Genomic DNA, 25231 nt, shown 5'->3' with positions numbered 1-25231 from the left:
GCAACAGGCTGTTACATATGATGCTGCCGGGCATCGTGCCCGCACCTGAGGCCGGGAGGCGAAAAGATGGCCGCAGAGCGGTCTGCCAACAAGCCTCTGAAAATCCGTCGCGTTTGGGCTAGAATGGCGCGCCTGTGGCCCTTGTGGACGAGATGCGTGCCGATGAAGATCGTCGTTGATGAAAATATGCCCCATGCGGTGGAGCTGTTTGCGGAATTTGGTGAAGTGGTTCCCCTGCCGGGACGAGAAATAAAGGCCGCGGATCTGCAAGAGGCGGATGTGCTGCTGGTGCGCTCCGTGACCCGGGTCAACGAAGCGCTCCTGGCGAGTTGCCCCAGGCTGGGGTTTGTCGGTACGGCCACCATCGGCACGGATCACATCGATCAGGGGCTGCTGGCGGCGCGGGGCATCCCCTTCTTCAGCGCCCCCGGCTGCAACAAGGTGTCGGTGGGGGACTACGTGCTCTCCGCCCTGCTGGTTCTGGCGGAACGCCATGAGCTGACCTTGAGCGAGATGAGCCTCGCCGTCATCGGCGCCGGCAACACCGGCGAGAGCGTGGCCGGCAAGGCCGAGGCGCTCGGGATGAAGGTGCTGCGCTGCGACCCGCCCCTGGCCCGTAGCGGCGCCGCTGGCGACTTCGTGGATTTCCGCACTGCCCTGGATGCCGACATCGTCAGCTTCCATGTCCCCTATCTTCGTGAAGGGGATGAAGCCACCTTCCACCTGCTGGGAGTCGAGGAGATCGCCGAGCGTCCGGCCGGGCAGATCCTCATCAACGCCTCCCGCGGCGAGGTGTGGGACAACCGTGCCCTGCTTGTCCGCCAGCAGGGGCCCCATCCCCTGCGGCTGGTTATGGACGTGTGGGAAGGAGAGCCGGAGCCCCTCAAGGAACTGGTGCCCCATACCGAGCTGGCCACCCCGCACATCGCCGGTTACAGCCTGGAAGGCAAGGCCCGTGGCACCTGGATGCTCTATGAGGCGCTGTGCCGGCAACTGGGGCGCACCCCGCGCCAGGATCTGCAATCCCTGCTGCCTGCCCCCGAGGTGCGCGAGCTGACGCCGGGGCAGCCGGCGGATCAGGCGCTCATCAAGCAGCTTGTCCACCTTGTTTATGACGTGCGCCGGGACGACGCCCGTTTTCGCAACCGGATCGGGCTGCCCGGCAGCTTCGATGAGCAGCGCAAGCGCTACCCCGAGCGGCGCGAATTGGGCGCCTTGCAACTGAAAGGGCCCTTCGCCGACGACAGACTGGCCCGACTGGGCTTTGCCGTCTCGAAGCAATAAACCCGATTTCAACAAGGGGAGGGGCTTGCCCAGGCGGCGCTTCCCCCCGGCCCGGCATCATGGCGGGCCTGTCATCAAACCGATACGCGTGCCAGCCGGGGCCCTCATGCCCGGCCCCGACGGGCCGCATCACAGGAGAACAGATCAGTGAGTCAGCAATTCAACGTAGCGGTATTGGGTGCCAGCGGCGCCGTGGGTCAGGCCATGATCGAGATCCTGGAGGAGCGCGCCTTCCCGGTAGCGACCCTCTATCCGCTCGCCTCCAGTCGCAGCGCTGGGGACACGGTGCGTTTTGGCGGCAAGAACGTCGACATCCTTGATGTGGAGGCCTTTGACTGGAGCCAGGTGGAGATCGCACTCTTCTCCGCCGGTGCCGAGGTCTCGGCCAAATGGGCGCCCATCGCCGCCGAGCACGGCTGCATCGTCATCGACAACACCTCCTGCTTCCGCTACGACGAGGACATTCCCCTGGTCATTCCGGAAGTGAACCCGGACGCCCTGGCCGATTTTCGCAACCGCAACATCATCGCCAACCCCAACTGCTCCACCATCCAGATGCTGGTGGCCCTCAAGCCCCTGCACGATGAGGTAGGCATCAGTCGCATCAACGTGGCGACCTACCAATCCGTTTCCGGCTCCGGCAAGGAAGGGGTGAGCGAGCTGGCGGGCCAGACCGCCCACCTGCTCAACGGCCGCCCGGTGGAGCCGACCCTCTATCCGCAGCAGATCGCCTTCAACCTGATCCCGCAGATCGATGCTTTCACCGACAACGGCTACACCCGGGAAGAGATGAAGATGGTGTGGGAGACCCAGAAGATCCTGGGGGATGCCAGCATCGCCGTGAACCCCACCTGCGTGCGGGTACCGGTCTTCTACGGTCACGCCGAGGCGGTTCATGTGGAGCTGCACCAGCCGCTGGACGCCGAGCAGGTCAAGGAGCTGTTGCGCAATGCCCCGGGGGTGACCCTGTTTGATGATGAAGGGGACTACCCGACCCCGGTGCGCGATGCCACCGGCCAGGATGATGTGATGGTCGGGCGGGTGCGCCAGGATATTTCTCATCCGAGTGGTATCAATATGTGGATCGTGGCCGATAACGTTCGTAAGGGCGCGGCGACCAACAGCGTGCAGATTGCCGAACTGCTGGTACGCGACTACCTCTGAGGCCGGATGTCGGCCCCGGGCGGGGAGGGAACCCCGCCTTGATGTGGGCGCCCTGGCCCCGGTATGTGACCGGGAACCCACTCTCCGGTTTTTGGAATACCGTGTGATATCAGTGGACTAGGTTTTTTTCTACACTCTGGTTCGCGTCTGGGGCTGCTTTCTGGTCGCCGCCGGGCGCGAAATATGTCGGATCGCTGGCTTGAGACCGGCGCCTGATTTATATTGAGCCGATTGTTTTGGGGTAACTATCCAGATTTTTCAATGTGATAGGGCCGTCATACGAAGGAACGAATATGGGACATTCCCGCATAACGCTGGCAACGCTACTCGCATTGGGGCTTCTGGGCACGGTTCAGGCCGAAGAGGGGGCGCGAGAACCCTTCTTTGTCGAACTCAAGGGACCGGATGGCTCACCGCCCCCCGCGGTGCAACCAGAGCCCCGGGCCCAGCCCGTGGCGCCCGTCACCCTGCCCAGAGCCCAGCCCATCGTGCGTCAGGTGCCTGCTGCGTCGGCTGGCAGTTATGGTCCCGTGCGTCCCACCGATACCCTCTGGAGTCTGGCGAGCAAGCATCGCCCGTCCAACCGGGTAAGTGTCTACCAGACCATGGTGGCCATCTATGACAAGAACCCCCGAAGCTTCGCAGACGGCAACATCAACCATATTCTGGTGGGTTCCCACATCCTGCTGCCCACCGCCGCAGAGGCGGGGCGCATCACGGATGCCGAAGCACGCCGTCGCTTCAACAGCGACAACGCGAGCTGGAAGGGGCTGAGCCCCAAATACCTAGCCAACAAGCAATCCCACGTCGCCCAGCCGGTGGTGAGCAAACCTGCTCCGGCCAAGCCGGCTGTGGTGGCCAAGAATACACCGCCCAAGGCGGCGCCGATCCCGGCGGCACCCAAGGCAACGGCTCCAGCCCCCGAGGTGAAGGAGACCGCCAAGGCGGCTGTCTCCACCCCCGTGGTGGTGAGCGCTGCTGCGAGCAGCGCCGCCAGCACGGCGCCGGCGCCCCTGCCCGCCACTGCGGTGGGCAAACCTTCCACCGAGATGGCGCTGGCCCTGGAAGATGCCAACGCCCAGCTCGGCCAGGTCACCGAGATGAACCACAGGCTCAAGCTGCGCTTGCAAGCCCTGACCGAAGAGGTGGAGACCCTCAAGGCGCAGTTGCAGGATCAGACCGCCCTGCAAAAAGAGGTGGCGGAACTCAAGGCCAATCCGACGCCTCCCGTGGTGGCGCCTGTGCCCAAACAGAGCTGGCTGATGGAGCTGCTCTCTTCGCCGCTCAATCTCGCCATGATCATCCTGCTGCCGGTGCTCCTGGTGCTTGCCCTGGTCACGCTCTGGCTGCGTGCTCGTGCCCGCCGCGAGCTGGAAGAGCAGGAGAAGAGCCTCTCCGAGTCGACCTCCATGGTCATGGGAGACGAGAACAGCGAGTTTGAGCAGTTGATGACGGTGGGCATCGCGGATGACGAGCCCCTCCATGGCATGCCGGATCTCAACGAGCCGGAAGTGAGCAGGAAGCAAGATGGTGCCAGTGCTGCCGCCGATGTCATCTTCCGGGATGACGAGACGGCGCTCTCCGCCTTTGATGTGGAACCTGCGGTGACGACGGCGAACCGGGATCCGGATCTGGTGCCCGAGCTGGATCTGGCCCACGAGGGTGACTTCGATCTCCCCGTGGTGCCGGAACTCGATCTCTCCGACGAGCCCGCCTCCTCTGCTCGAGGTCATGACGAGATCATGACCGAGGAGGAGCTGCAGGCCGCCCTGTTTGCCGAACTGGACGCGGATCTGGAAGCGGATCTGGCCCAGGCCCAGGAGGAGAGCCGCAGCCAGCGTGACGAGACACTGGCCAACTTCGATCTGAGCGATCTAGAGACCGGGTTTGGCGAGCCGACCGACGATGAGCTGGCCGCCAAGGCGCCGCACATCGATGAGACGGGGTTTGGCAAGGACGATGTGGACGACATGCTGGCCGAGCTCGGGCTGGAGCCCACCAAGCCGGCGGCGTCCGAGTGGGATCCCAGCGAGCTGGCCCTGGCGGACTTCGAGGACGCTTTCGCCGAGGTGGAGTCCCATCAGGGGGAGGTGAAACCCCGCGAACAGGTGCAAGACAGCGACTTCGTTGAAATCGACAAGCTGCTGGCCGATGCCGATGCCAGCAGCACGGAGCAGGAACCCTATCAGGGCTTCTCCCTGGATGTGGGGCTGGACGGTTTCCCCGAGGTGCTGCCGGAGTCCAACGGCTTTGATGTGGATGCCGATGACGGCGGGGTGGGGGCCAAGCTGGATCTGGCCAGGGCTTACCTCGAGATCGACGACAAGGAGAGCGCCCGCGAGCTGCTGGAAGAGGCGGTGGCCCAGGGCAGCGAGCACCAGCGCAGCGAAGCCGAGAAGCTGCTCAGGCGTCTGGGGTGATCCCTTTGCCTGTGATGAACACGGAGGGCAGCCCGCGGGCTGCCCTCTTTCATCCTGGCCGCCCGGCCCGAACTGGGACTTTTGGGCCCAAGGGCGTATAATCCGGCCCGTTTCTTTCATCCTTTCCCCACAAGACAAGATTTATCCATGCGAATTGCCCTAGGTATTGAATACGACGGGAGCCGGTATTTCGGCTGGCAGCGTCAGCGCGAAGTGATCAGCGTGCAGGCCGAACTGGAAAAAGCCCTCAGCCGCATCGCCAACCACCCGGTCTCCATCCAGTGCGCCGGTCGTACCGATGCCGGGGTGCACGCCACCGGCCAGGTGATCCACTTCGATACCGAGGCGAACCGCGCCGAGGGGGCTTGGACCCTGGGGCTCAACTCCAACCTGCCCCCTGACATCGCCGTGCGCTGGGTCAAGGAGGTGGACGAGCAGTTCCACGCCCGCTTCAGCGCCACCGCCCGTCGCTACCGCTACGTCATCTACAACCACAACTACCGCCCGGCGATCCTGGGCCAAGGCGTCAGCCACTACCACGAGACCCTGGACGCCGAGCTGATGCACCAGGCCGGCCAGCAACTGCTCGGGGAGCACGATTTCAGCACCTTCCGGGCCATCGCCTGCCAGTCCAACACCCCCTGGCGCAACGTGACCCACCTGTGCGTCAGCCGCTCCGGCCCCTACCTAGTGCTCGACATCAAGGCCAACGCCTTCTTGCACCACATGGTGCGCAACATCACCGGCTCCCTGCTGCTGGTGGGGCAGGGGCAAAAACCCGTGGAGTGGATAGCCGAGGTGCTGGCGGCGAAGGATCGCAACCTGGCGGGCCCGACCGCCAAGGCGGGCGGCCTCTATCTGGTGGATGTGGATTACCCGGCCGAATTCGGGTTGCCCCGGCCGCCCCTCGGCCCGCTGTGGCTGCCGGACTCGGCACCGGGTACGACCAGTTTTTAGTAACTGGGCCCGAAAATTTGTGGTTTAATGATCCGTCGTTTATTGCCATCGAGCCGTTAAGTCATTGAACAATCAAGGCTCGATGTGTTTTGTCAGGCACAAATGCATTAAGGAATTCCATGAGCTGGCTTGAGAAGATCCTTCCCAAGAGCAAGATCACCACACCGCGTCGTCACAACATTCCGGAAGGGGTGTGGACCAAGTGTACTGCTTGCGAACAGGTGCTCTACCGGGCAGAGCTGGAGCGCAATCTCGAAGTGTGCCCCAAGTGTGACCATCATATGCGCATCAGCGCACGTGCCCGTCTCGAGAGCTTCCTCGACGCCGAGGGACGCAGCGAAGTCGCGGCCGAGCTGGAGCCGCAAGACATCCTGAAATTCAAGGATTCCAAGCGCTACAAGGATCGTTTGTCTGCCGCCCAGAAAGAGACGGGCGAGAAGGATGCGCTGGTGGTGATGAAGGGGACCCTCAAGGGGGTACCGGTCGTCGCCTGTTCATTCGAGTTCTCCTTCATCGGGGGCTCCATGTCCTCCGTGGTCGGTGCCCGCTTCGTGCGCGCCGTCGAGGAGAGCATCAAGGAGGGCCGCGGCCTGGTCTGCTTCTCCACCTCCGGTGGTGCGCGGATGCAGGAAGCCCTGTTCTCCCTGATGCAGATGGCCAAGACCAGTGCGGCCCTAGATCGCCTCACCAAGGCGGGCCTGCCCTTCATCTCCGTGCTGACCGACCCCACCATGGGTGGCGTCTCAGCGAGTCTGGCCATGCTGGGTGACATCAACGTAGGCGAACCCAAGGCGCTGATCGGCTTTGCCGGCCCCCGCGTCATCGAGCAGACCGTGCGCGAGAAACTGCCGGAAGGCTTCCAGCGCTCCGAGTTCCTGCTGGAGAAGGGTGCCATCGATCTCATCATCGACAGGCGCGAAATGCGCAACCGTCTGGCCGGTCTGCTGGCCAAGCTGATGAACACTCAGGTCATCGAAGACTGAAGATGAGTTCACACATGCAACAATCCCAAAGCCGGTCGCTGGTCGACTGGCTTTCTTATTTGGAGCAGATCCACCCGGCCAACATCGACATGGGGCTGGAGCGGGTCGGCACGGTTGCCCGCCGCATGGGCCTCACCGAACTGCCATTCAAAGTGATCACGGTGGCGGGCACCAACGGCAAGGGCTCCTCCTGCGCCATGGCGGCCAGCATCCTGATGGCCGCCGGCTACCGGGTCGGTGTCTACTCCTCCCCCCACCTGCTGCGCTTTACCGAGCGGGTGCGCGTCAATGGCCAGGAGCTGGCCGATGGCGATCACTGCGCGGCCTTTGCCGAGGTGGAAGCCGCCCGGGGCGACATCGCCCTCACCTTCTTCGAGTTCGCCACCCTGGCAGGTCTGTGGCTGTTTCGCCGCGCCGCGCCCGATGTGCTCTTGCTGGAAGTGGGGTTGGGGGGGCGGCTCGATGCCACCAATGTGGTGGAATCGGACGTCGCCCTGATCACCTCCATTGCCCTGGATCACTGCGACTGGCTCGGGGATACCCGGGAGGCGGTGGCGGTGGAGAAAGCCGGCGTCTATCGCAAAGATAAACCCGCCATCAGCGGGGAGCCCAATCCGCCGTCGACCATCGCAAGCGAAGCGGCGCGCCTTGGCGCCTGCCTGCGTCAGGTCGGCATCGATTTTCGTGGTGACGAGCATGAAGGCGACTGGGATTATCACGGCCTGCACCACTGGTCGGGATTGCCCAAACCGGCCCTGCCGCTGATGAATGCGGTCACCGTGCTGGCGGCCCTGGAGTCCCTCGGTCTGCCATTGGCGGAGTCCGCCATCCGCGACGGCCTGGCCAATGCCCGCCTGGCTGGCCGGATGCAGCAGTTGCAAACCTCGCCGCTGGTCATCGTCGACGTGGCCCACAATCCCCACTCTGCGGCCTATCTCGCCAGCCAGCTGCGTCAGCGCCCCGGCAAGGGCAAGCGCCGCGCCGTGGTTGGCATGCTCAAGGACAAGGACATGGCGGGGTCGCTGGCCGAGCTTGACGGTCTGATTGACGAGTGGTTCCTGGCAAGCCTCCACGGCCCGCGCGCGGCCACGGCCGACCAGTTGGCGACGGCCCTTGGCCGCGGCCGGGGCGCGGCGCTCACCTTTGCCAGCGTGGGGGATGCCTACGGCGCCGCCTTGGCCGCATCGAGTCCTGACGATATGGTCATTGTGTTCGGCTCGTTTTACACTGTCGCCGACGTGCTGGCTCTGGGCTCGGTCTGAGCCGTTCGCTCCCCTGGCTCCGTCAACGTGACGACGGGCCGGGTTTTGCACTGGATAATCCCCTTTCAGGCCAAGTGGGTGGCGAGGGACCCGGCTTCGCCAGCCGGCGTGAGGGGAGGCGTTCTTTGCGAAGTGTGCAAGATTGCAATGGATCCTAAGTAACATGGGTGGAAATTAACTTGGCTTCGAAGTTTCAAAACAGATTGGTGGGGACCGTCATCCTGGTCGCCCTGGTGGTCATCTTTCTGCCGGACCTGATGGACGGCAACAAGCTGGAGCAGAAGGACGAGGCCTTCGCCAAGATCCCCCTGCGTCCGGAGCTGGAGCCCGCCAAGCCTGCGCTTCAGGTCTCGGCGGCGAGCACCCTGCCGGCCGAGCATCTGGCGAGTCAGCAGCAGGCCTCTGCCGCGACCCAGTGGCAGGTAGAGGAGATTGGCGATACCGTGACCCTGGCCAATCAGGGGGGAGCCAATCCAGCGGGAGCCAGTCAGGCTCCCATCACCCAGCAGCAGCCGGTACAGGCCGTGGCGCAACCCAAGCCCCAGCCCAAACCCGAGCCCAAGCCGGAAGTGATCGCCAAGAAACCGGTGGAGCAGCCCAAACCCAAGCCGGTGCCAACCAAGCCGGTAGAGGTGCAAAAACCGGTGGAGGCCAAGCCACAGGCGGGCCAGATCAAGACCATGGATGATCTTATCGCGAGCAAGATGGCCCAGCCGACTACGGCACCGGCAGCAGCCCCGGCTCAGGGGAGCTGGATCCTGCAGCTTGGCGCCTTCAAGAATGCAGACAGCGTCAATGCCTTGGTGAGCAAGCTGAGGGCGGCGGGCTACTCGGCCCAGACGTCGCCGAGAACCCCGGTGCAGGGGCAGATCAACCGGGTCTTTATCGGGCCGGATGTCTCCAAGGCCAAGTTGCAGGGCATGCAGAGCCGGATCAGCCAGATGACGGGCTTGAGCGGCTCCGTGGTGGCCTACAACCCCTGACAGGACGATGAAATGAAAAGACCGCGCCTCATGGCAACATGGGCGCGGTCTTTTTTTGTGTCCAACACGGGGGAGGCTGTGTGGCTATCGGGCTGCCGAGGAGGCCTAGATGCACTTCACCGGCTTGGGGAGGCCTGCGATCTTGGTGGCCTGCTTGGCGGGGCCTTCCGGGAACAACTTGTAGAGGTAGCGGCTGTTGCCCTTCTCCGGGCCGTACTGCTTTTCCATCGCCTTGACCAGGGCGCGGATGGCGGGGGAAGTGTTGAACTCCAGATAGAAGGCCCGTACGAAACGCACCACTTCCCAGTGGGGATCCTCCAGCACTATCCCCTCTTTCTCGGCCAGCACCAAGGCCAGCGCCTCGCTCCATTGCTCGCTGTGGCGCAGATAGCCTTGGGCATCGGTCTCGATGAGTTGGCCGTTGAACTGCAAATGATGTGGCTCGGACATGACGCTTCCTCGAAAAGGCTATCTCAATGGGGCGGGCATGGTAGCGCCTTGCGTCCCGTCCGGCAACCGGGGCGGCGCTTGGCTCCTGCCTCGGGTGGGACTGGCCCGGCGGCTATGTCCGGCTAGGTTCGCCCCTGACCTGTCAGCAACTGGCCGTCGTTGGCCAGCACCAACAGCTCGTCTGCCAACTGGCTGATGAGGGAGAGCTGCTGGCTCAGCATCAGCTGCTCCTCGCTGCTCTCCGGAGCGATGGTTGGACAGGCTCCCGCGAGCGGCGTCGGCATCTGCCCCGCCAAGTGACCGGCGGCCTGCTCCAGGGTCTGGCTGATGTGGCGGCTTATCTCCTCCAGCCCCTCGATGGGCTCGAGTTTGTCGCGATGGGCCCCGAGCGCCGAGATATAGGAGAGCAGGGCATGGTTGCGCCAGGTGAGGGTAAAGCAGAGATCCAGGAAGCGGCGGCGCTTGCTCGGCTCCACCAGCATGCTCTGCCAGGCCATGGCCAGCTCGCTGTCGGCGAGGTGGGCACACTTGCGGGCCACCCGGTAGTCCAGGGATTCATCCCGTTGGCGATGCAGGCTGGCGAGTACCGCCGAGAGGTACTTCGCATTAGCGGACAGGGAGTTGGCGATAAGGGTCGGCAACCGCTTGTATTGCCAGTCGGGCCAGAGCCAGGCCACCAGGGCGTAGGAGAGCAGGCAGCCGAGCAGGGTATCGAGCAGGCGTGGTCCCAGGATGGCGAAGCCGATGCCATCCAGCAGGTTGAACGCCATCAGCACGTAGAGGGTGATGAAGCAGACGGCGGCGCTGTAGTTGCTGCGCACCTGGGTGAAAAACAGGAAGGCGGCCAGCCCCATGATCCCCAGTTGCAGGTGCAGCTCGGGGAAGAACCAGAGCACGGGCACGCCGATGAGGATACCGGCAAAGGTGCCGAGCATCCGCTGCACCAGACGACGGCGGGTGGCGCTGTAGCTCGGCTGGCAGACGAACAATACGGTGAGCAGGATCCAGTACCCCTTGTCCAGGTGAAACGCTTGCAGAATGCCATAGCCCACGACCAGCCCGAGGGAGAGCCGCAGGGCATGGCGAAACACCATGGAGTTAGGGGTGAGGTGCTGCCTGAGCAATGCCAGCAGGGACAGGGCGACCGGCCGTGCCAGGGGAGGCAGGCTGGTGGGGGGGGCTGCGGGGTTTTGCAGCTCTTCGGCGCTTTGCAGCAACTGGTTGATGCTGGCCAGGTTGCGACGCAGGAACTTCATCGGTGTCAGCAGGGTCTTGGGGTAGTGCTGCTTGAGGTGGGTGAACTCCAGCTGATCGCCGAGGGCCTCCAGGGTCCAGTGAATGCGTTTGTGGTGGGTGTAGGGCTTGTGCACCAGGATGGCGTAGCCGAGCTGCTGACAGGCGTCGGCAAGCTGTGACAGCACTTCTTGGAAGCCGTCGAGGACGATGCCCTGCTTGAGCTCCGCTTCCAGCTTGCTGTAGGGGTAGTGGCTGGAGGTGGCCCGCTCCTGGATCTCCAGGGCAAGCAGGTAGAGGCGCAGCAGGCCCGCGAGCTCGGGGGCAACCCCGTGGCGGCCGGGGGCATGAAGACGGGCATTGAGCGCCGTCTTGGCCTGGTTCAGGGCATTGACCAGGTTGATGTTGAGCTGGGCCAGATTGTGGCGGATGGCCTGGGCGCCGTGTTCGTCGGCCGGGAAGAAGCGGGATTTCTCCTGCAAGTAGCGGGCGAGGGCGAAGTAACTCTGGGCCAGTTGCTCGTGCAGGGTCTTGTAGGGCAGCAGCCAGAGCCAGACCAGGGACACCAGGCCGTACCAGAGGGCCCCGGCGCACAGGGCCAGCGGCTGATAGAAGAGATCCGGCGCCTTGGCGGCCCCCAGCATGGTGTAGATGGCAATCAGCAGGGAGCCAAAGCTGATGGTGGCGTAGCGTTGGCCGAGGGCCCCCACCATCACGAAGAGGAAGGTGGAGCCCGCGAGCCCGATGGCAAAGAGCCAGGGGGTGGGGAAGAGATACTGCACGCACAATGAGGCAAACAGGAAGCAGAGCAGGGTCATGGCGAGGTTCTTGACCCGGCCCCAGAGGCTGTCGTCGGTCTCGGCGATGGCGCCGGCCACCACCCCGAGGGAGAGCAGCACGGTGAGCTGGATGTCACCGGTAGCCAGCGCGAAGGCGAGCAGCCCCGCGATGGCGAGCAGGACCTTGAGAGCGAAATAGATGTGGCTGTCTGTCAGCAGCCGGCGCAGCAGGCCGGAGAAATCCATCGGCATGCTAGGCACCACCCTTGAACGAGGTGAAATCGATGTGGCTGTCGGTCAGCAGACGGCGCAATAAACCTGAGAAGTCCATGGGCATGGGATGAAGGCAACCCTTGAGCGAAACGAAAGCGACAGCATAACCCGTCGGCAACGAAACGGCCCTGATTTGGATCAGGGCCACTTCGCTTCATATCCTTGATTTGCAACTTATCCTGACAGAAATGGGCGCCAATAAAAACCCCGCCGAAGCGGGGTCTTGTGCATATCAAGCATCCATCAGTTGCGGTTGCCGCCAAGCAGGCTCAACAGGCTCAGGAAGATGTTGTAGATGGAGACATACAGGGTGACGGTGGCAGAGATGTAGTTGGTCTCGCCGCCGCGCACGATCTGCTGGGTGGTCAGCAGGATGGCGCCGGAGGAGAAGAGCATGAACATGGCGGACAGGGCCAGGCTCAGGGCGCTCATCTGCAGGAAGATGTTGGCGACCATGGCTACCAGCAGTACCCAGAACCCGACGAACAGCATGCCGCCGAGGAAGGAGAGGTCCCGCTTGGTGGTCAGGGCATAGGCAGACAGGCCGAAGAAGGTGAGCGCAGTACCGCCCAGCGCCGTCATCACGATCTCGCCGCCGCCATTGTTCATGTACATGTTGATGATGGGGCCGAGGCTATAGCCCAGCAGGCCGGTCAGGGCGAAGGTAAACACCAGCCCCATGCCGTTGTCACGGTTCTTCTCGGTCAGGAACATCAGACCGTAGACACCGATGAGGAACACGGCCCAGTGCAGGGGCGGCATGTTCATGACGGTCGCTACCCCGGCTACCACGGCTGAGAAGCCAAGAGTGAGGGAGAGCAGCATGTAGGTGTTGCGCAGCACCTTGTTGGTGTCGCGCACGGCACCCTGGGTGCCAGTGTAGATAGAACGGGTATCCATCTTGATGTCCTCTTGATTTCCGGGGTGAAGCGACCAGTTGTGCTTCGTTAACGCATTGTATGCACTGAATGTGTGGATGACGAGCGCTGATTTCAAGCGCCACCCCACCTGCGTGGTGCCTACTATCCCAGAGCAAAGATGTATTGCGCATGAACAAGGAGGCTCAAGGCGTTGCAGAGGGCGCCTGCTCCTGCTCCTGCTCTTTACCCTGTCTGGCGATCCGCGTCGGCGAGAAGCCGAACTGCTTTCTAAACGCCGTGATGAAATTGGCCACATGGTCATAGCCGGCGTGGGCGGCGGCGCCTTGCAGAGAGAGGCTGCGCGCCTCCAGCCTGGCCCGCGCTTCTTGCAGCTTTCGCTGGCGAAGGTAGCGCTGCAGGCTCATGCCCAGCTCTTTTTTTGCGGCTCGCTGCAAGGTGGAGACGCTCATGCCGAGGGTGGCCGCGATCTCGGTCAGGGTCATCTCGTCCACTTTTTCATCCCTGAGCAGCATCTTGAGGCGCGTCGGTTGCTCGTTCTGGCGCTGGCAGCAGGGGGAGGCGGCCTGCTGGAGGTTGGTCATCAGGCTCTCCCAGACACTGAGGGCAAAGGCCTTGCGCATCAGCATCTCGGAGGCGTTCTGGCTGCTGGTGAGATTGAGCGCTTCCGCAATCTGTCCAAGGGCAGCGGGCAGGGTCCAGTCGACGCGGCTCAGATGGTGGCTGAAGGTCTGTGCGAAAGCCTTGCGATGCGCCTGTGCCAGGTTGTGGGCGAGCCAGGTGTGGTCCAGGGAGAGGACGATGCTGCGGCTGCGCACCTGGGCTTTGGCCGCCCCCTGCACGATGTCGGGCTCGGTATAGAGGATGGCGGTTGCCACTATGGGGTCGGACTCGTGAAAGCGGCACCCCTTGAGCCTGTGAGTGGCGCCATAGGTCATCAGGGCCCGGCTCTCGAGGGGAATGGCGATGATCAACTGCGGCGGCAACTCCCGCTCGGTGGCGAAGTCTGCCTTGTGAACGATGTCCTTGTTGTGAAAGCGAAGACCCTCCTGGATCACCAGGTTCTCCACCCTGCCGGTGAAGCGCCCCCGCTGGCGTGCGCTGGTGTCCCTTGCCACTGTGTCAGTCATGTGCAATTTGACCATGTCGAAGAGTGAAATGACCACACCGCAAAACTGCGGCGGAAGATGGAGTGATATATTAGCCCCCGGAAAATTAAATGAAAATGATTATCATCTCTATCTTGGGGTCACTCTTACTATGGTTGTCTTGAAGGATAAAGCGCGAAGCCCGCTGGCTCTGGCCATCTCTGCCGCTCTGGCCGTCACCGTTGCCGCCCCGGCAGGGGCACACACACCGGACATCAAGCCGGACGAAACCCTGGTCGTCTATGGCAATCCACTCTACGGGATGTCGCCGTCGGAGGAGACGGGAGGCTATGGGGTCGACTCGGCCACCGTCGGCACCAAGACGCCGGCGGCCCTCAAAGACATCCCCCAGTCGATCACCGTGTTGACCAACGACTACATCGAGGAGCGCAACTTTGTGGCGGTGGACGATCTGGCCAAGTTCACGCCGGGTCTGCGTACCCTAGTCAACGACAGCGGTCGCTCCTCCATCTTCTCCCGTGGCTATGAGTACGACGAAGTGAACCTCAACGGCCTGCCATCGCCCATGCAGAGCAAGTACGGCACCCTGCCGTCGCTGGCGGCGGTGGATCGGGTGGAGATCATGCGGGGCCCCTCCGGCCTCTTCAACAGCACCAGCGAGCTGGGGGGCGTGATCAACATGGTGCTCAAGCGTCCGACCGACGCCTTCAAGGGCTCGGTCACGGCGCGCTATGGCAGCTGGGACAGGCATTACCTGGAGGCGGACATGGGGGGCGCACTCAACGACGAGGGTTCCCTGCGCGGCCGCGTCGTGGTGGCCAACGCCGACATCAAGAACCAGGTGGACTACAACAACAACGACAACGGTACCTACTACGGCACCCTGGAGTTCGATCTCTCGGATCGCACCCGGCTCTCCGTCTACGCCCTGCACCAGACCAAGGACATCCTGCCCACCAACGGCCTGCCGGCGTACAAGGACGGCTCCCTGCTCGACATCGGCCGCAGCACCTACCTGGGGTCGGCTGAAGACTTCTTCGACGCCGACACCACGGATGTGGGGGCCTCGCTGCAACACGCCTTTGCCAACGGCGGGGTGGGTCAGGTCTCGGCCCGCTACATGGATCACGACATGCGGCTGGAGCAGACCTTCACCAACGGCCCCGTGGACGCGGCGGGCAACACCGGGCTGATGTTCAACGGCCAGGGGAACCAGCAGAAGAACATGGCCTTCGATGCCAACTACAGCCAGATGTTCGATCTGTTGGGGCACAAGAGCGAGTTTGTGCTGGGCTCCGACTACAAGCGCTACGAGTCGGACATCCAGACCTACACCAACCGCAACCTCGGCAAGATCAATGTGTTCGATTTCGACCCGACCCGGGTCGCCAAGCCGGACTACAGCTACACCAAGAATGATCATGAGGAGCAGTCGGAGCTCGGTCTGTATGGCAAGGTGACCTGGCGGCTGATGGAGCCGCTCTCGGTGATCACCGGGGCCCGCGTCTCCTGGTACGATCTGGATGCCGTCAGCACGACCCTGAGTTCCGGAGCCCAGAGCGGCGAGTCCAGTGCGTTCAACGGCAAGCTCACCCCCTACGCGGGGGCCGTCTATGACCTGAGCGACGAACACGCCTGGTATGCCAGCTACTCCAAGGTGTTCAAGCCCCAGACCAGCCAGGACGAGAGCGGCAACCTGCTCAAGCCCCGGGAGGGCAGCCAGTGGGAAACCGGCATCAAGTCCTCGCTGCGTGACGGCCTGCTCAACACCCGGGCGACCCTCTTCCTGATGAAGGACGACAACATCGCGGCCCAGGCCTACGACGATCAGGGCATTGCCATCACCAACACCTACTGGGCCACCGGCAAGGTGGAGACGCAAGGGGTGGAGCTGGAGGCGAGCGGCTATCTCAGCCAGAACTGGATGGTGATGGCCGGCTATACCTTCACCGACATCGAGGAGAAGGCCGGGGATCACAACCCGAAATTCGACACCATCCCCCGTCACGTCCTCTCCCTCTGGACCGACTACCACCTGGCCGACTGGGTGCAGGGGCTGCACCTCGGGGCCGGGATGACGGCGGTGAGCGACTACGGCTTCAACCAGAAGGGAGTTGAGACCCATCAGGGGGGCTATGCCCTGTTCGATGCGGCGGTGCGTTACGAGATCAACGACAGGATGCAGGCGACCCTGAACCTCTACAACCTGCTCGACCGGGAGTACTTCTACCGGGTCGGCTCCACCAGCACCTTCAACATGTACGGCGAGCCGGCGAACCTGATGGCAGGCTTCACCTACAAGCTGTAACGACCGACGACAGCAGGGCCTGCGGGCCCTGTTGTCGTCTCTGTGCGCCGCCCTACGGGGGATCCCCAAGGCTGGCGACACAATCCTGGTTCATCCAATGACAAGACTCATCATCCTGCTGCTCACCATGATCACACTCTCTTCTGCCCAGGCAGACATGCTCCACTACGCCCAGCGCTTCACCCACCATTCGGCCCTGCTGGGGGAGACGCGGCAATACAGCGTCTCCCTGCCCCAGGAATATGAACGCGAGCCCGGGGCTCGGTTCCCCGTGCTCTATCTGCTCGACGGGGAGAAGAGTCTGCTGGAGGTTGTCGGCATCACCCGGGCCCTGCGGGCCGGGCTCAATCCGGCGATTCCCCCCCTCATCATCGTCGCGGTCCACAACACCGACCGGATGCGGGATTACACCCCGAGCCACACCATGACCTTGCCCAATGGGTCACCGGCGGGGCCCGGCTATGCCGTGACGGGGGGCGGGCCCCGATTCCTGCGCTATCTGAGTGAGGAGCTGCGCCCCCTCATCGAGGAGAGGTTTCGGACCCGGGCGCCGGCCCTGCTGGTGGGCCACTCCCTCGGCGGCCTGCTGGCGCTCGATGCCCAGGCGCAAGACGGCGGCCAGTTCCAGGGGGTGATCGCCATCGACGCCAGCCTCTGGTTCGACTATCCCCGCAATTACGAGCGCATCGCGTCGGAGTTGACCGGGCCGCTCAGGCACGCCTCCTCGCTGTTTATGGCGGTGGCCAACAACCTCTTCACCCCGGGATTCGGGCGCTCGGCGTTTCACCGGGATCGCCTGCAGCAGTTTGCCCGGCAGGTGGTGGCCGCGCCCGGCCCAAATCTGCACGTCACCAGCCGCTACTTCGAGGAGGAGGATCACCACAGCGTCTACCACCCCGCCGTCTATCAGGGACTCCAGTGGCTGTTTCAGGGCTATCGGCTGGATCTGGCGCCCGGTCACTTCAGCCGACAGGGGGTGATCGCCCGCTTTGATGCCCTGAACCGCCACCTCGGCAGCGCACTGCGCCCGGAGCTGGGGAGCCTGCGGGACATCAGGGAGAAGGCCGCGCGCTGGCCGCAGATGGCGATCTCCGTGGACGAGGCCGATGCCCTGCTGGCCCACTACTACGGGGCGAAGCCGTGAAAGCCGATATTTTTGCCTGTGTCTGGAATCGTCACAACGGCGCCGGAGACGGGTGTCGGTCCGGCGCCATCCCTGGGTAGACTGCCGAAACGAGGGGCGCCGGGTCGGTGCCCCGACAGAGGCAGGGAGTGAGCGATGGCGGTTGCAGGAAAGAGGGGAGGCATGCTGGCTCTGTGGTGCGGCGTACTCCTGATGTCGGGGTGCAGTGGGTTTGCGCCTGCGCCCATTCCCGTCACCTATCTGAGTCAGGATCCGCCCCCAGGCAGGCTGCCCCTTGGGGAGACCGCCTATGTGGATGACGGTCGCTGCCCACCCGGGCAGGTCAAGCGGCTCATCGGCGGGGACGCGAAGCACAATGTGCCAAGAAAGGTGGAGTGTGTGGCAAGACCGCAATGATGATGTGATTTTCACAGCCTGAAACATCCAAAAAAGAGCCCTGAGGCAGTCGCCTTGGGGCTCTTTTCGTCTGGCTGGCCTGGTCGGTGTGATGCCGCAGCGGGCTAGAAGGCATCTCCAGGGACCCGCACCCAGCCTTCCATCAGGATGCGGGCGGAGCGGGACATCACCGCTTTGGTGACCGTCCACTGTCCCGCTACCTGCTCTGCCTGGGCTCCGACTCTCAGGGTGCCGGAGGGGTGACCAAAGCGCACCGCTTCGCGCTCGCCGCCCCCGGCGGCCAGATTGACGAGGGTGCCGGGAATGGCCGCCGCCGTGCCGATGGCCACGGCGCAGGTGCCCATCATGGCGTGGTGCAGCTTGCCCATGGAGAGGGCCCGCACCAGCAGATCGATCTCGCCGGCAATAATCTCCTTGCCGCTGGCAGTGCGGTAATCCTTGGCGGGTGCGACGAAGGCAATTTTCGGGGTGTGCTGGCGAGTGGCCGCCTCTTCGGGGCGCTTGATGAGCCCCATGCGCAGGGCACCGGCAACCCGGATCGCCTCGAAACGGGCGAGCGCTTGCGGATCTGTGTTGATCGCCTCGCGCAGTTCGGTTCCCTCATAACCGATGTCCTCGGCGTTGACGAACACAGTGGGAATACCGGCGCTGATCAGGGTGGCTTTCAGCACGCCGCTCTTTACAACAGATGCGGGCACCTCCAGATCGTCCACCAGATTGCCGGTGGGGAAGAGGGCGCCGCCGTCTTCACCCTCGTCGGACGGGTCGAGAAACTCCAGTACGATCTCGGCGGCGGGGAAGGTCACCCCGTCCAGCTCGAAGTCGCCGGTCTCCTGCACCTGGCCGCCCGTCACCGGCACGTGGGCGAGGATGGTCTTGCCGATATTGGCCTGCCAGATCCGCACCTCGCAGGTGCCGCTCTCCGGGATGCGGGACGGGTCCACCAGGCCGGCGTGGATGGCGAAGGCCCCGGCGCCGGTGGAGAGGTTGCCGCAGTTGCCGCTCCAGTCCACGAATGCCTTGTCGATGGCGACCTGGCCGTAGAGGTAGTCCACATCGTGATCGGGTTGCAGGCTTTTGGAGAGGATCACGCACTTGGCTGTGGAGGAGGTGGCCCCCCCCATGCCGTCCATGTGGGCGCCGTAGGGGTCGGGGCTGCCGATGACCCGCAGGAAGAAGGCATCCCGTGCCGGGCCCGGCTGCTGGCAGCGCTCGGGCAGGTCAGATAAGCGAAAGAAGACCCCCTTGCTGGTGCCGCCACGAAGGTAGGTGGCCGGGATTTTTACTTGTGGTATGTGGGCCATAGAGAGTGTCCTGAAAAGAGTCATGGATCCTGCTCCCTCTGGGAGAAGGTGCCCGAAGGGCGGATGAGGGGGATTTCCCCTCACCCCAACCCTCTCTCAAAGGGAGAGGGTGCCTTATGCCTTCCCCTTTTTCAAAGGGGCGGAGCGGGGTTGCGATTTAGCTTGCGGCCTTTTGCGCAGCCGACGCCAGGAAATCCTGTGCGAAGCGCTGCAGCACGCCGCCCGCCTCGTAGACCGAGACCTCCTCGGCGGTGTCGAGGCGGCAGGTCATGGGCACCTCGACCACTTCACCGTTGCGACGAGTCACCACGAGCACGAGATCGGCGCGCGGGGTGCGGGTCCCTTTCACGTCATAGGTCTCGGTGCCATCCAGCCCCAGGGTGAGGCGGCTGGTGCCCGGTTTGAACTCCAGCGGCAGCACCCCCATGCCGATGAGGTTGGTACGGTGAATGCGCTCGAAGCCTTCCGCCGCTATCACCTCCACCCCGGCCAGCCGTACCCCCTTGGCCGCCCAGTCCCGAGACGAGCCCTGACCGTAGTCGGCGCCAGCGACGATGATGAGCGGCTGCTTGCGCGCCATGTAGGTTTCGATGGCTTCCCACATCCGCATGACCCGGCCTTCCGGCTCGACCCGGGCCAAGGATCCCTTCTTCACCGCCCCGTTGACCACCGCCATCTCGTTGACCAACTGGGGGTTGGCGAAGGTGGCGCGCTGGGCGGTCAGGTGATCGCCGCGGTGGGTCGCATAGGAGTTGAAGTCCTCCTCCGGCAGGCCCATCTTGTGCAGGTATTCCCCCGCCGCGCTGCTGCGCAGTATGGCGTTGGAGGGGGAGAGGTGGTCTGTGGTGATGTTGTCCGGCAGCAGCGCCAGCGGCCGCATCCCCTTGAGGGTGCGCTCGCCCGCCAAGGCACCTTCCCAGTAGGGCGGGCGGCGGATATAGGTGCTCTGGGGGCGCCAGTCATACAGGGGCGCCACTTTCGGGCCCAGGTCTTCCTCTATGGTGAACATGGGGATGTAGACCTGACGGAACTGCGCCGGTTTCACCGCCGCGCGCACCACGGCGTCGATCTCCTCGTCGCTCGGCCAGATGTCTTTGAGGCGAATTTCCTTGCCGTTCACCACCCCCAGCACATCCTTCTCGATGTCGAAGCGGATGGTGCCGGCGATGGCGTAGGCCACCACCAGGGGCGGGGAGGCGAGGAACGCCTGCTTGGCGTAGGGGTGGATGCGGCCGTCGAAGTTGCGGTTGCCCGACAGCACCGCCGTGGCGTAGAGGTCGCGATCGATGATCTCCTGCTGGATGGCGGGATCCAGCGCGCCGGACATGCCGTTGCAGGTGGTGCAGGCGAAGGCCACCACGCCGAAGCCGAGTTGCTCCAGCTCCTCATCCAGTCCCGCCTCTTTCAGATACAAGGCGACTGTCTTGGAGCCGGGCGCGAGCGACGACTTGACCCAGGGCTTGCGCACCAGACCGAGTTTGTTGGCGTTGCGGGCCAGCAGGCCAGCGGCAATCACGTTGCGCGGGTTGCTGGTGTTGGTGCAACTGGTGATGGCGGCGATGATCACGGCGCCATCGGGCAAGAGGCCGTCCGCTTCCTGGGCGCGAGCCTTGTCCAGATCCACCGCGATTCCGCGCTCCGCCAGGGCGGAGACCGGCAGGCGGCGATGGGGGTTGGAGGGGCCGGCCAGGGTGCGCACCACGGTGGACAAGTCAAAGTGCAGCACCCGCTCGTACTGGGCGCCCGCCAGGGCATCGGCCCAGAGACCGGCCTCCCTGGCATAGGTTTCCACCAGCCTGACCTGCTCGTCGTCACGGCCGGTGAGCTTGAGGTAGTCGAGGGTCTGCTGGTCGATGAAGAACATGGCCGCGGTAGCACCATACTCCGGTGCCATGTTGGAGATGGTGGCCCGATCGCCGAGGGTGAGGGCGGCGGCGCCCTCGCCACGAAACTCCAGGTAGGCGCCGACTACCTTCTGCTGGCGCAGGAATTCGGTGAGCGACAGCACCAGGTCCGTGGCGGTGATGCCGGGTTGCGGCTTGCCGGAGAGCTCCACGCCGACGATCGAAGGCAGCCGCATCCAGGAGGCGCGCCCCAGCATCACGTTCTCGGCTTCCAGCCCGCCCACCCCCACCGCGATGACGCCGAGGGCATCCACGTGGGGGGTGTGGCTGTCGGTACCGACGCAGGTGTCCGGGTAGGCGAGGCCGCGATCGGCGTGGATAACAGGGGACATCTTCTCCAGGTTGATCTGGTGCATGATGCCGTTGCCTGGCGGGATCACCTCGATGTTCTTGAACGCCTGCTTGGTCCAGTCGATGAAGTGGAAGCGATCCTCGTTGCGGCGATCCTCGATGGCGCGGTTCTTCTCGAACGCCTGGGGGTCGAAGCCGCCACATTCAACGGCCAGGGAATGGTCGACGATGAGCTGCACCGGCACCACAGGGTTCACCTGGGCGGGATCTCCCCCCTGCTCGGCGATGGCGTCGCGAAGGCCCGCCAGATCCACCAGGGCGGTCTGCCCCAGGATGTCGTGGCACACCACCCGCGCCGGGAACCAGGGAAAGTCGCGATCGCGCTTGTTGTGCACTATCTGGCCGAGGCACTCGCCGAGGATGGCCGGATCGCATTTGCGAACCAGGTTCTCGGCGTGGACGCGGGCGGTGTAGGAGAGCCTATCCCAGGCGCCGGGGGCGATGGCGTTGACCGCCTCCCTGGCGTCGAAGTAGTCGAGTGCCGTGCCGGGCAGGGGCTTGCGGTATTGAGTGTTTATCATCACTTGCGCTCCTGATTCTTCTCGGCGTGCACGCGGGCGAGATAGTGGGCGTTGTTCATCACTGGCGCTCCTTGAGCGGGACGAACACCAGATCTTCCGGGCCGACGTAGTTGGCGCTCGGGCGGATGATCTTGCCGTCGATGCGCTGCTCGATGACATGGGCCGACCAGCCGGAGGTGCGGGCGATGACGAACAGCGGGGTGAACATGGCGGTGGGCACCCCCATCATGTGGTAGCTGACGGCGCTGAACCAGTCCAGGTTCGGGAACATCTTCTTGGCCTCCCACATGGTGGACTCCAGCCGCTCGGCGATGTCGAACATCTTGGTGTTGTGCTGCTCCTGGCTGAGGGCGCGGGCCACCTCCTTGATCACCTTGTTGCGGGGATCGGAGACGGTGTAGACCGGGTGGCCGAAGCCGATGACCACCTCCTTCTTCTCGATGCGGGCACGAATGTCGGCCTCCGCCTCGTCCGGATTCTCGTAGCGCTTCTGGATCTCGAACGCCACCTCGTTGGCGCCGCCGTGCTTGGGCCCGCGCAGGGCGCCGATGGCGCCGGTGATGCAGGAGAACATGTCCGAGCCGGTGCCGGCGATGACGCGGCCGGTGAAGGTGGAGGCGTTGAACTCGTGCTCGGCGTAGAGGATGAGGGAGGTGTGCATGGCGCGCACCCAGGAGTCCCGTGGCTTCTCGCCGTGCAGCAGGTGCAGGAAGTGGCCGCCGATGGAGTCATCGTCGGTCTCCACATGGATGCGCTTGCCGTTGTGGCTGAAGTGGTACCAGTAGAGCAGCACGGAGCCTAAGCAGGCCATCAGCTTGTCGGCGATGTCCCGGGCGCCCGGGTGGTTGTGATCGTCCTTCTCCGGCGACAGACACCCCAGCACGGAGACGGCGGTGCGCATCACGTCCATGGGGTGGGCGCTTGGGGGCAGCTGCTCCAGGGCGGTCTTGACCCCGGTGGGCAGGCCGCGCAGGGCCTTGAGTTTGGCCTTGTAGGCGGCAAGCTCCGCCACATTGGGCAGATGGCCGTGCACCAGCAGGTGGGCTATCTCTTCGAATTCGCAGCTGGTGGCCACGTCCAGGATGTCGTAGCCACGGTAGTGCAGGTCGTTGCCGGAGAGGCCGACGGTGCACAGGGCGGTGTTGCCGGCGGCGGTGCCGGAGAGGGCGACGGATTTTTTCGGCTTGAAGCCGGTGGTTTCGGGAATGGCGCTCATCACATGTTTCCTCATTCAGTCCGTTGAAGCGCCAGCCGCCAGCATGAGGCGGCTGGTCGCGGGCTTATTCCTTGGTGAACAGTCTGTCCAGGGTCTGCTCGTAGTGGTGGTAGCCGAGGAAGTCGTAGAGAGACTCCCGGGTCTGCATGGTGTCGACCACGGCGCGCTGGTGGCCGTCGCGGCGAAGCGTCTGATAGACGTTGAGGGCGGCCTGGTTGGCGGCGCGGGCGGCGCTTAACGGGTAGAGCACCATGTCGACGCCATGCAAGGCGAGCGCCTCCTTGTCAAACAGCTCGGTCTTGCCGAACTCGGTCATGTTGGCGAGGATCGGCACCCCTGCCGCCTGCTTGAAGCGGTCGTACTGATCCAGCTCGGTGACGGCCTCGGCGAAGATCATGTCGGCGCCCGCCTCCACATAGGCAGCGGCGCGCTCCAGGGCCGAGCCCAGCCCCTCTACCGCCAGGGCGTCGGTGCGGGCCATGATGACGAAGCTCTCGTCCTGGCGGGCATCCACCGCCGCCTTGATCCTGTCCACCATCTCGGACAGGGAGACCACGGCCTTGTTGGGCCTGTGGCCGCAACGCTTCTGGGCCACCTGATCCTCCATGTGGACGGCGGCCACCCCGCCGCGCTCGAAGGCGCGGATGGTGCGGGCGATGTTGAAGGCACCGCCCCAGCCGGTGTCGATATCCACCAGGAGCGGCACTTGCGTGGCGGCCGTGATGCGCTCGGCATCGATCAGCACGTCGTTCATGGAGGTCATGCCGAGATCCGGCAGGCCATAGGAGGCGTTCGCCACCCCGGCGCCGGAGAGATAGAGGGCCTGGAAGCCGCTGCGCTCGGCCATCAGCGCCATGTAGGCGTTGATGGTGCCGACGATCTGCAGGGGCTTCTCATTGGCTAGGGCGGTGCGAAAACGCGTGCCGGCCGAGGGGGATAGGTTGGACATCGTGACTCCTTTCATGGGGTGCTTGTCTGCTGCGGATGCTGGCTGTGAACAGGTTCATCTCACACTACGTTGACGTTAACGTCAATCATGCTTAAGTCCAAGGCCCGTCAATGGGCGGGCACCAGCGGCTGCTTCCTGTATAACTTCATGTAATTCAATCAAGTAGCTTCCCAATTTGATTCATGCCCGGCCACTGTCACCTCGCCGTCATGGGGGAACAGGGCCGATTCTGGCCTCTTCCCCGAGGGGGGGCAACGGATTCGAAGGGGGGTGTCATGAGATGAAAAGTGGCTGTCGCCCGATGCAAAGCGGACGTTTACGTTAATCCCTAGATTCACTCTGGACGATGTTTTCACCCACGAATGAATCTGGAGAACCGCCATGGCCAACGCCATTCGCTTTTATGAAACCGGGGGCCCCGAGGTCTTGCGCTACGAACAAGTGGCGGTGGGCGAGCCCGGGCCTGGCCAGGTGCGCCTGCGCCACGCCGCGGTCGGCCTCAACTATGCCGACACCTATTTTCGCAACGGCACCTACCCCATCCCCATGCCCAATGGCCTCGGCGTCGAGGCGGCCGGGGTGGTGGAGGCGGTGGGCGAGGGCGTCACCAACGTCGACGTCGGCGATCGCGTCACCTACACCGGTTTCATCAATACACTCGGCGCTTATTCGACCGAGCGCCTGATCCCGGCCGCGCCGCTCATTCGCCTGCCGGACAGCATCTCCTGCGAGACCGCCGCCGCCATGACCATGCGCGGCCTCACCTCCGCCTACCTGATGCGCCGCATCCACGCCTTCAAGCCCGGTGACAGCATCTTGCTGCACGCCGCGGCGGGCGGGGTCGGCCTCATCGTCGCCCAGTGGGCCAAGCTGCTGGGGCTGACGGTGATAGGCACCGTCTCGAGCGGCGCCAAGGCCGAGCTGGCCCGTGCCCACGGCTGCGACTTCACCATCGACTACAGCCGGGAAGATGTGGCGACCCGGGTGCGCGCCCTGACCGGCGGCGCCGGGGTTGACGTGGTGTTTGACAGCGTCGGCAAGAACACCTTCCTGGGCTCGCTTGATTCCCTCAAACGCCGCGGCCTCATGGTCTGCGTCGGCACCGCCTCCGGCCCCATCGACGGCTTCAACCCCCAGTTGCTGGCCATGAAGGGTTCCCTCTATCTGACCCGACCGGCCCTGGCGGACTACATCGCCGACCCGGCCGAGAAGGAGGCCCTGGCCGGCGAGCTGTTCGATCACGTGGCCAGCGGGCGGATCAAGATCGAGGTCAACCAGAAGTACGAGCTGCAGGACGCGGCGCAGGCCCACCGGGATCTGGAGTCGCGCCAGACCACGGGCTCCTCCGTTTTCATCATCTAGG

19 protein-coding genes are annotated in these 25231 nt (G+C 64.1%); 11 read left to right on the top strand and 8 right to left on the bottom strand.

The genetic code is table 11. The annotated features are described in order from the left end of the window. The first annotated feature begins 162 nt into the window (after positions 1-162). The 7 genes from AB5Y80_RS12240 (at position 163) to dedD (ending at position 9053) form a co-directional block, all read left to right on the top strand. Entirely contained in the window at positions 163-1284 is a 1122-nt protein-coding gene (locus AB5Y80_RS12240) for a 4-phosphoerythronate dehydrogenase (protein ID WP_042016923.1), read from the top strand. A gap of 147 nt (positions 1285-1431) precedes the next feature. Beyond that, the gene (locus AB5Y80_RS12235) at positions 1432-2448 is read left to right on the top strand and encodes an aspartate-semialdehyde dehydrogenase (protein WP_041214974.1); all 1017 of its coding nucleotides are present in this window, start codon (positions 1432-1434) and stop codon (positions 2446-2448) included. Positions 2449-2741: 293 nt separating this feature from the next. Then, a complete protein-coding gene (locus tag AB5Y80_RS12230) occupies positions 2742-4868 on the top strand; it encodes a FimV/HubP family polar landmark protein (RefSeq protein WP_368172989.1) in 2127 nt (708 codons plus the stop codon). A gap of 147 nt (positions 4869-5015) precedes the next feature. Next, on the top strand, positions 5016-5825 hold the full coding sequence (gene truA / locus AB5Y80_RS12225) for a tRNA pseudouridine(38-40) synthase TruA (protein WP_368172988.1): 810 nt from the start codon (positions 5016-5018) through the stop codon (positions 5823-5825). Between the two features lie 119 nt (positions 5826-5944). Beyond that, on the top strand, positions 5945-6808 hold the full coding sequence (gene accD, locus AB5Y80_RS12220; protein ID WP_010675139.1) for an acetyl-CoA carboxylase, carboxyltransferase subunit beta: 864 nt from the start codon (positions 5945-5947) through the stop codon (positions 6806-6808). 2 nt (positions 6809-6810) lie between these two features. After that, positions 6811-8070, top strand: a complete 1260-nt coding sequence (gene folC / locus AB5Y80_RS12215) for a bifunctional tetrahydrofolate synthase/dihydrofolate synthase (protein WP_368172987.1) — start codon at positions 6811-6813, stop codon at positions 8068-8070. Positions 8071-8249: 179 nt separating this feature from the next. After that, positions 8250-9053 carry a cell division protein DedD gene (gene dedD / locus AB5Y80_RS12210; RefSeq protein ID WP_029314728.1) on the top strand — a complete coding sequence of 268 codons (804 nt, stop codon included), beginning with the start codon at positions 8250-8252 and terminating at the stop codon, positions 9051-9053. 105 nt (positions 9054-9158) lie between these two features. Here the strand turns inward: dedD and AB5Y80_RS12205 are convergent, their stop codons facing one another. The 4 genes from AB5Y80_RS12205 to AB5Y80_RS12190 form a co-directional block, all read right to left on the bottom strand. Next, on the bottom strand, positions 9159-9503 hold the full coding sequence (locus tag AB5Y80_RS12205) for a TusE/DsrC/DsvC family sulfur relay protein (protein WP_039038798.1): 345 nt from the start codon (positions 9501-9503) through the stop codon (positions 9159-9161). A 122-nt stretch (positions 9504-9625) separates the two neighbouring features. Next, complete coding sequence (gene yccS / locus AB5Y80_RS12200) at positions 9626-11767, bottom strand: YccS family putative transporter (protein ID WP_368172986.1); 2142 nt, start codon at positions 11765-11767, stop codon at positions 9626-9628. 264 nt (positions 11768-12031) lie between these two features. Then, entirely contained in the window at positions 12032-12688 is a 657-nt protein-coding gene (locus AB5Y80_RS12195) for a Bax inhibitor-1/YccA family protein (protein WP_010675134.1), read from the bottom strand. A gap of 163 nt (positions 12689-12851) precedes the next feature. Beyond that, the gene (locus tag AB5Y80_RS12190; RefSeq protein WP_368172985.1) at positions 12852-13796 is read right to left on the bottom strand and encodes a helix-turn-helix transcriptional regulator; all 945 of its coding nucleotides are present in this window, start codon (positions 13794-13796) and stop codon (positions 12852-12854) included. A 130-nt stretch (positions 13797-13926) separates the two neighbouring features. Here AB5Y80_RS12190 and AB5Y80_RS12185 point away from each other — a divergent pair, with 130 nt between their 5' ends. The 3 genes from AB5Y80_RS12185 (at position 13927) to AB5Y80_RS12175 (ending at position 17623) form a co-directional block, all read left to right on the top strand. Further along, a complete protein-coding gene (locus AB5Y80_RS12185; RefSeq protein ID WP_368172984.1) occupies positions 13927-16083 on the top strand; it encodes a TonB-dependent siderophore receptor in 2157 nt (718 codons plus the stop codon). A gap of 97 nt (positions 16084-16180) precedes the next feature. After that, positions 16181-17227 carry an alpha/beta hydrolase gene (locus tag AB5Y80_RS12180; RefSeq protein WP_368172983.1) on the top strand — a complete coding sequence of 349 codons (1047 nt, stop codon included), beginning with the start codon at positions 16181-16183 and terminating at the stop codon, positions 17225-17227. Between the two features lie 162 nt (positions 17228-17389). Continuing rightward, positions 17390-17623 (top strand): DUF6719 family protein, encoded by a 234-nt coding sequence (locus tag AB5Y80_RS12175; protein WP_319903873.1) that lies wholly within the window; start codon positions 17390-17392, stop codon positions 17621-17623. A gap of 104 nt (positions 17624-17727) precedes the next feature. Here the strand turns inward: AB5Y80_RS12175 and prpF are convergent, their stop codons facing one another. The 4 genes from prpF to prpB all read right to left on the bottom strand — a co-directional run bounded on the left by prpF (position 17728) and on the right by prpB (position 23868). Beyond that, positions 17728-18927, bottom strand: a complete 1200-nt coding sequence (prpF, locus tag AB5Y80_RS12170; RefSeq protein WP_323943401.1) for a 2-methylaconitate cis-trans isomerase PrpF — start codon at positions 18925-18927, stop codon at positions 17728-17730. Between the two features lie 157 nt (positions 18928-19084). Then, positions 19085-21703, bottom strand: coding sequence for a Fe/S-dependent 2-methylisocitrate dehydratase AcnD (acnD, locus tag AB5Y80_RS12165; protein ID WP_323922294.1), 2619 nt, complete (start codon positions 21701-21703; stop codon positions 19085-19087). 58 nt (positions 21704-21761) lie between these two features. Beyond that, positions 21762-22919, bottom strand: a complete 1158-nt coding sequence (gene prpC, locus AB5Y80_RS12160; protein WP_301482303.1) for a 2-methylcitrate synthase — start codon at positions 22917-22919, stop codon at positions 21762-21764. A gap of 64 nt (positions 22920-22983) precedes the next feature. Beyond that, positions 22984-23868 carry a methylisocitrate lyase gene (gene prpB, locus AB5Y80_RS12155; RefSeq protein WP_368172982.1) on the bottom strand — a complete coding sequence of 295 codons (885 nt, stop codon included), beginning with the start codon at positions 23866-23868 and terminating at the stop codon, positions 22984-22986. A 381-nt stretch (positions 23869-24249) separates the two neighbouring features. Between prpB and AB5Y80_RS12150 the strand changes: the two genes are divergently transcribed. Then, a complete protein-coding gene (locus AB5Y80_RS12150) occupies positions 24250-25230 on the top strand; it encodes a quinone oxidoreductase (protein ID WP_042016948.1) in 981 nt (326 codons plus the stop codon). Position 25231: the final 1 nt, after the last annotated feature.

This window comes from Aeromonas sp. R2-1 (genome assembly GCF_040908425.1).
Classification (GTDB): Bacteria; Pseudomonadota; Gammaproteobacteria; order Enterobacterales; family Aeromonadaceae; genus Aeromonas; species Aeromonas caviae.
Note: the sequence above shows the minus strand (reverse complement) of the source record. Positions and strands in the feature narration are given on the sequence as shown.